The sequence below is a fragment of the Bradyrhizobium manausense genome (assembly GCF_001440035.1).
Taxonomy (GTDB): Bacteria; Pseudomonadota; Alphaproteobacteria; order Rhizobiales; family Xanthobacteraceae; genus Bradyrhizobium; species Bradyrhizobium manausense.
The window spans coordinates 32,043-38,118 of sequence record NZ_LJYG01000101.1; the positions used below are offsets into that span (position 1 = coordinate 32,043).

Annotated in this window: 4 protein-coding genes and 1 pseudogene; 1 reads left to right on the top strand and 4 read right to left on the bottom strand. The window is 63.2% G+C overall.

Features of this window, described 5'->3' with window-relative positions; genetic code table 11:
* The 3 genes and pseudogenes from AOQ71_RS48450 to AOQ71_RS25195 form a co-directional block, all read right to left on the bottom strand.
* Positions 1-339: pseudogene (locus AOQ71_RS48450) on the bottom strand (ABC transporter permease subunit); the annotation flags it as partial.
* A gap of 155 nt (positions 340-494) precedes the next feature.
* A complete protein-coding gene (locus AOQ71_RS25190) occupies positions 495-1,448 on the bottom strand; it encodes an amino acid ABC transporter substrate-binding protein (RefSeq protein WP_430648648.1) in 954 nt (317 codons plus the stop codon).
* Positions 1,449-1,489: 41 nt separating this feature from the next.
* Positions 1,490-2,875, bottom strand: coding sequence for a M20 family metallopeptidase (locus tag AOQ71_RS25195; protein ID WP_057752595.1), 1,386 nt, complete (start codon positions 2,873-2,875; stop codon positions 1,490-1,492).
* A 262-nt stretch (positions 2,876-3,137) separates the two neighbouring features.
* On the opposite strand from AOQ71_RS25195, the gene AOQ71_RS25200 reads away from it, so the two are divergent.
* A complete protein-coding gene (locus tag AOQ71_RS25200; protein WP_057752598.1) occupies positions 3,138-4,517 on the top strand; it encodes an LLM class flavin-dependent oxidoreductase in 1,380 nt (459 codons plus the stop codon).
* A 937-nt stretch (positions 4,518-5,454) separates the two neighbouring features.
* Here AOQ71_RS25200 and AOQ71_RS48455 read toward each other — a convergent pair.
* Positions 5,455-6,076 (bottom strand): thiamine pyrophosphate-dependent enzyme (locus tag AOQ71_RS48455; protein WP_245317105.1); only part of this gene is annotated, 622 nt, incomplete at its 5' end.

The window sequence follows — 6,076 nt, forward strand, 5'->3', positions numbered from 1 at the left end:
GATCGCCGCCGTCCAGAACGGCGCGTTCGGCAATTGCTTCAGCCACAGGCCGGCGGGCTTCGGTAACAGCTCCGGCAGCACGAAGAACCACAGGAACAGCTGCACCAGGAGCGGCATGTTGCGGAAGAACTCGACCCAGCAGAAGCCGAACCAAGACGCCGCCTTGGACGGCAGCGTTCGCATCACGCCGACGATCGAGCCGAAGATCAGCGCGATGATCCAGGCGAGCACCGCCGTCTTCAGGGTCAACACCAAGCCCGACAGCAGCATGTCGAGATAGGTGCCGGTCCCCATCGGATTCGGCTCGAAGAAAATTCCCCAGTTCCAATGGTAGTTCACGTGTCCCCCGCGCGAACGCGCCCGTCAGAGGTGTCCCGGGCGCTTATGCAAATGTCCGGCCACTCCCCCCAGAATGGCCGGAATTTCTTACCTCTCCCCGCATCCGGCTTCGCCAAGGCTTCGGCGGACAAGAGCGGGGAGAGGCGAACGGCATCCTACTTGTAGTCGTCGGGATTCGGCGAGTCCGTCGGCTTGGCGAACTCGTTCTTCAGCTCGGGCGAGATCGGCGTGTTCAGGTTCAGGCCCTTTGGCGGGATCTTCTGGGTGAACCATTTGTCGTAGATCTTTTCGCCTTCGCCAGAGGTGTAGAGCGCAGCCGTTGCCGCATCGACCACCTTCTTGAAGGGCGCGTCGTCCTTGCGCAGCATGATGCCATAGGGCTCGGGCTTGGAGAACGCATCCTTGGAGATGGTGTAGTCATCGGGCGACTTCGAGCCGGCGACGAGGCTGGCGAGCAGGATGTCGTCCATCACGAAGGCGACCGCCCGATCGGTCTCGACCATCAGGAAGGCTTCGGCGTGATCCTTGGCCGGGATGATGTTGGCGCCGAGGCCCTTCGAGACATTGGCTTCGGTGAGCTGCTTGATGTTGGTGGTGCCGGCGGTGGACACCACCGTCTTGCCCTTGAGGTCGTCGATCGACTTGATGCCGCTCGACTTCTTGAAGACGTAGCGGCTGGCGGTCAGGAAGTGGGTGTTGGTGAAGGCAACCTGCTTCTGGCGCTCGGCATTGTTGGTGGTCGAGCCGCATTCAAGGTCGATGGTGCCGTTCGCCATCAGCGGGATGCGCGTGGCCGAGGTCACCGGGTTGAGCTTGACCTCGAGCTTGTCGAGCTTGAGCTCCTTCTTCACGGCGTCGACGATCTTGTAGCAGATGTCCATCGCGAACCCGACTGGCTTCTGGTTGTCGTCGAGATAGGAGAACGGGATCGAGGAGTCGCGGAAGCCGAGCGTGATGGCGCCGGTGTCCTTGATGTTCTTCAGCGTGCCGGTGAGCTCCTCGGCCCCAGCCTGGCTCACAGCAAAGGTGGCGACCAGCGCGAGGCCGATGTGACGGAAATGTTTCACTTTTTCTCCCCTTTCGGATGATGCGGCCGGATGCAAGCACATCTCGGGCCGGATTAGAATGTGACTTTTGGCTGGATGCCAGCTCAGGTTAACGGCCGCGGTAATTCGCCGAGATCCCAGAACAAGCCGGCCATGACCGTCAAGGCCTCTTCTGTCAACGGCAGCAGAATGTGCTCATTGGGCGCATGCTGGGAGCAGCCGGGATAGGAGTGCGGGACCCAGATCGTCGGCAGGCCCAGAATTTCCGAAAACACGTCGTTCGGCAACGAGCCGCCGAAATTCGGCAGCACCGCCGGCGCCTTGCCGGTGGTGTTGTGGACCGAGTCAGCCGCCCATTTGATCCAGGGGCTGTCAAAATCGGTGCGCGAGGCGGCAAAGCTCTGGCCCGCCCGCACCTCGACCATTGGAAAGCCCTTTGCGACGAGGTGCGCCCTGATAGCATCGATCAGCCCATCGACCTTGGTGCCGACCACGAAACGCAGTTGCAGCACGGCGTTGGCGTGGCCGGGAATGGCATTGGCCGGCTTCTCGATATTGCCCGACGACATCGCCAGCACTTCCAGCGTGTTCCAGGCATAGAGCCGCTCGGCCGCGGACAGCCCCTCCTCGCCCCAGTTCTCGGCAAGCTGTGGCTCGTCCGCGGTCGGCACCACCTGTACATCCGCAAGATAGCTGCGGATCTGGTTGGTCAGCCGCGGCGGCTTCAAGGCCTCGAACTGGAGACGGCCATGGCCGTCGACCAGCGTCGAAATCGCATTGACCAGGATGGTCGCGGGGTTGGCGAGCACGCCGCCCCAATTGCCGGAATGGTTGCCGCCGTCGCGCAAATTCACATCCAGATGAATGCGCATGCCGCCGCGGCAGCCCAGAAAAAGAGTCGGCCGATCCGCCGATAGCCGCGGCCCGTCCGAGGCCATGAACAGATCCGCCTTGAGCGCATCGCGATTGAGATCGCAGACCTTGCCGAGATCGGGCGAGCCGATCTCCTCGCCCATCTCGACGATGAACTTGGCATTGAAGCCGAGCTTGCCGCCGCGGGCCTCGCGCACCGCGCGGAGCGCCGCCATGTTGATGCTGTGCTGGCCCTTGTTGTCGGCCGTGCCGCGGCCGTAGAGGCGAATGCCCGCCTTCGTCGTGCGCCAGGGATCGCGGCCCTCGCGCCATTCGCCTTCCATGCCGTCGACGACGTCGCCATGGCCGTAGACCAGCACGGTCGGCGCGGACGCGCTCTCATGATGCTCGGCAAACAGGAACGGCGACTTGCCGCTCGGGGATTCGACGATGCGGCTCTCGAAACCGAGCGCGGCAAAGGCCGGTACCATCTCCTGTTCCAGATAGGCGCGCAGCTCGGGGCCGCGCGAGGCGTTCTGGCTCTCGGTCTTGTAGGCGACGCGGCGGTCGAGTTCGGAGAGGAACGCACCGGATTGGAAGTCGTCCCGGGCGCGGGCGATGGCGTCGGCTCTGGTCATCAGTATCGTCTTCAACGTCCTGGAACGAGGCAGCGTAGCGGACTACGCGGACGCTCGAAAGTGGCGGGGCTTGCGATTTCGTTCTTGCTCTCTCGAGCCTGACTTGCCAAGAGCGGGTGTGCCGCCGATTTTGGCCTTGCCAAGCTCGAGCCTTTCTATTCTTGGCCCTTGCCAAGGGCCAATTATATGCAAGAACTTCGCCAAGTTGGGGCGCACGTCTATCATTCAAAGAGCGCTCAGTACAGGGCGCCGAGGGACCAGCATGGCCAAGCAAATCAGGCTCAACGCATTTGCGATGAATTGCGTCGCGCATCAATCGCCCGGGCTGTGGACCCATCCGCGCGACCGCACCGCCGAATATAACCGCCTGCCCTATTGGATCGATCTCGCCAAGACGCTGGAACGCGGCCGTTTCGACGGCCTGTTTCTGGCCGACGTGCTCGGCGTCTATGACGTCTATGGCAACAGCCCTGACGCAGCCTTACGCAATGCAGCACAAACGCCGTCGAACGAGCCGCTGCTGCTGCTCTCGGCGATGGCGGCAGTAACGAAACATCTCGGCTTCGGCGTCACCAGCAATCTCTCCTTCGAGCCGCCCTACCCGTTCGCGCGGCGGATGTCGACGCTCGACCATCTCACCGAGGGACGGATCGGCTGGAACGTCGTCACCGGCTATCTCGACAGCGCCGCGCGCGGCGCCGGCAAGGACAAGCAGACCGGACATGACGACCGCTACGACATCGCCGACGAATATATGGAGGTGGTCTACAAGCTCTGGGAGGGAAGCTGGGAGGACGACGCCGTGCTGCGCGATCGCAAACGCGGCATCTTCACCGATCCCTCAAAGGTTCATCGCATCAATCACGAGAGCGCGAACTACCGCGTCAACAACACCATTCATCTGAGCGAGCCGTCGCCGCAACGCACACCCGTGCTTTATCAAGCAGGCACCTCGCCGCGCGGCCGGCAATTCGCGGCAAAACACGCCGAATGCGTATTCATGTCGGGACCGTCAGCCAAGATCATCGCGCCGCGCGTCGCCGCGATCCGCGAGGAAGCTGCCAGGCTCGGCCGCAACCCGGCCGAGATTCTCATGTTCAACATGATGACGATCATCCTCGGCAACACTGAGGCTGAAGCTGCCGCGAAATATGCCGACTACCGCTCGCACATCAATCCCGAAGGCGCGCTCGCCCTGATGTCGGGATGGACCGGCATCGACTTCTCCGGCTACGAACTCGACCAGCAGGTCCGCCACGTCCAGAACGATGCCGGCCGCAGCGCGCTCGACAACGTCACCCGCGGGGACCCCGACCGGGTCTGGACGGTGCGCGACGTCATCGAGCATGTCGGCATCGGCGGTGCCGGCCCGGTCGTGATCGGCACGCCCGAGAGCGTCGCCGACAAGATCGAGGACTGGTTCGAAAAGACCGACGTCGATGGGCTCAACGTCGCCTTTGCAATCTCGCCCGGCGATTTCGAGGATATCAGCGATATGCTGGTGCCGGAGCTGACCAAGCGTGGCCGCTACAAGCCGGAATACGCGGAGGGCACGCTGCGGGAGAAGCTGTTCGGCGACGGCCGCGCCCGGTTAGATGCGCCGCATCCTGCGGCGGGGTATCGCGCGGGGAAGAAGGGGTAGGCTCGCGCCATTCTCTCGTGTCCCGGACGCGCCGCAGCGTTCTTACACTGCTGCGCAGAGCCGAAGGGGCGCTGCCATGGCGCGTCAAAGACGCGCGTAAACGCGCTCATGGCGTCCGGGGCAGGAGACTTTTGTTCAACGTCGAACACAGATAATCATCCTCGCGGCTCATCTCGCCCGAGCTTTGCTTCATCGCCTTACCCTCAAATGAAAGAGGGTGCAGGGAAGACCGGGTGCCCGACTGGCACCCGCGGTCCACTGTGCGAAGATTGCGCTACAAGAGGCTGCACAGCGGCATACAGGTGTAGCCGAAACATCCGGCCTTCCCTGCGCAGTGGGTTGACGGCTTATGTCGTGCTCTCCCCGGGGAGCGATGCACTATTGCCCCCGTCGCCTTGCGGATGGCTGATGCGAAAACCCGGTTGGGCCACACGCATCACCACAAGACTTGGCGCACAGGCTCCGGGCGCCAGGACCACACGATTTTGCCGTACGCGGATCACACCTGTCGTAGGCGCGAGTGTCTCGCTCACGGTTGCCCGCCCTGCGATTGCCCTCGCGCCGATGTGACCCACGTCCACCGCCGCCCGGCCCGCGTTCGTGACGATCGCGATACGCCCCTCTTCCTTGGGCCGGGTTGCCGAAACATATACGCCGTTTCCGAATTTCGGTAAAGCGGAATATTTTCAGGCGTGCCTATTGACCTGATGCTGGGGTGTTTTGCCCGTCGGGCTCCGCAAGGGATTGTGGCCCGGCTGCCGCTACGCCGTCATTGCGAGCCACCGGGTCCGCGCAACGCGCGGCCCGATGACAGGCTCCGCGAAGATTCCAGAGCCTTTCCGCGGCGGCAGTCTGGATTGCTTCGTCGCACCAGCGCAAAATTGCTACGCAATTTTGTCGCGGGCTCCTCGCAATGACGGCAGGAGGCAGCGGCCGCTCACACCTTCCCGTCCACCATCACCTCGATCAGCTTCGTCCCCGGTCGGCCAAACGCCGACGCCAGCGTCCCCTTCAGCTCGTGCGGATCACTGATCTTGATCGCTTCACAACCCAGTGCCTTCGCCACGCCGGCGAAATCCACAGGCGGATCGGCGAAATCCATCCCGACGTAATTGTCGTCGCCATGGAAGGCGAGCAGGCGCTGCTTGATGATGCGGTAGCCGCCATTGTTGGCGATGACGACGTTGAGCGGCAGCTTGTGATGCGCCGCGGTCCACAGCGACTGGATCGAATACATTGCGCTGCCGTCGCCGGAGAAACACACGACGGGCCGATCCGGATTGGCGATGCTGGCGCCGACCGAGGCCGGCAGGCCCCAGCCGATGCCGCCGGAGGCAAGGCCGTGATAGCCATAGCGATCACGGTGCGGACGCAAATTCGTGATCTGGCGGCTGGAGGTGAGGCCTTCGTCCACCAGGATCGCATCGTCAGGCATCGCCTCGACCATCTGCAGCACCAGATAATCAGGATCGATCGGCGTGCGGCCGGCGCTCTTGCCGATCTGCTCGACCAGCGCGGCGCGACGCGCGGTCCAGTTCTTCGGTGCGAGTTCGGCGAGG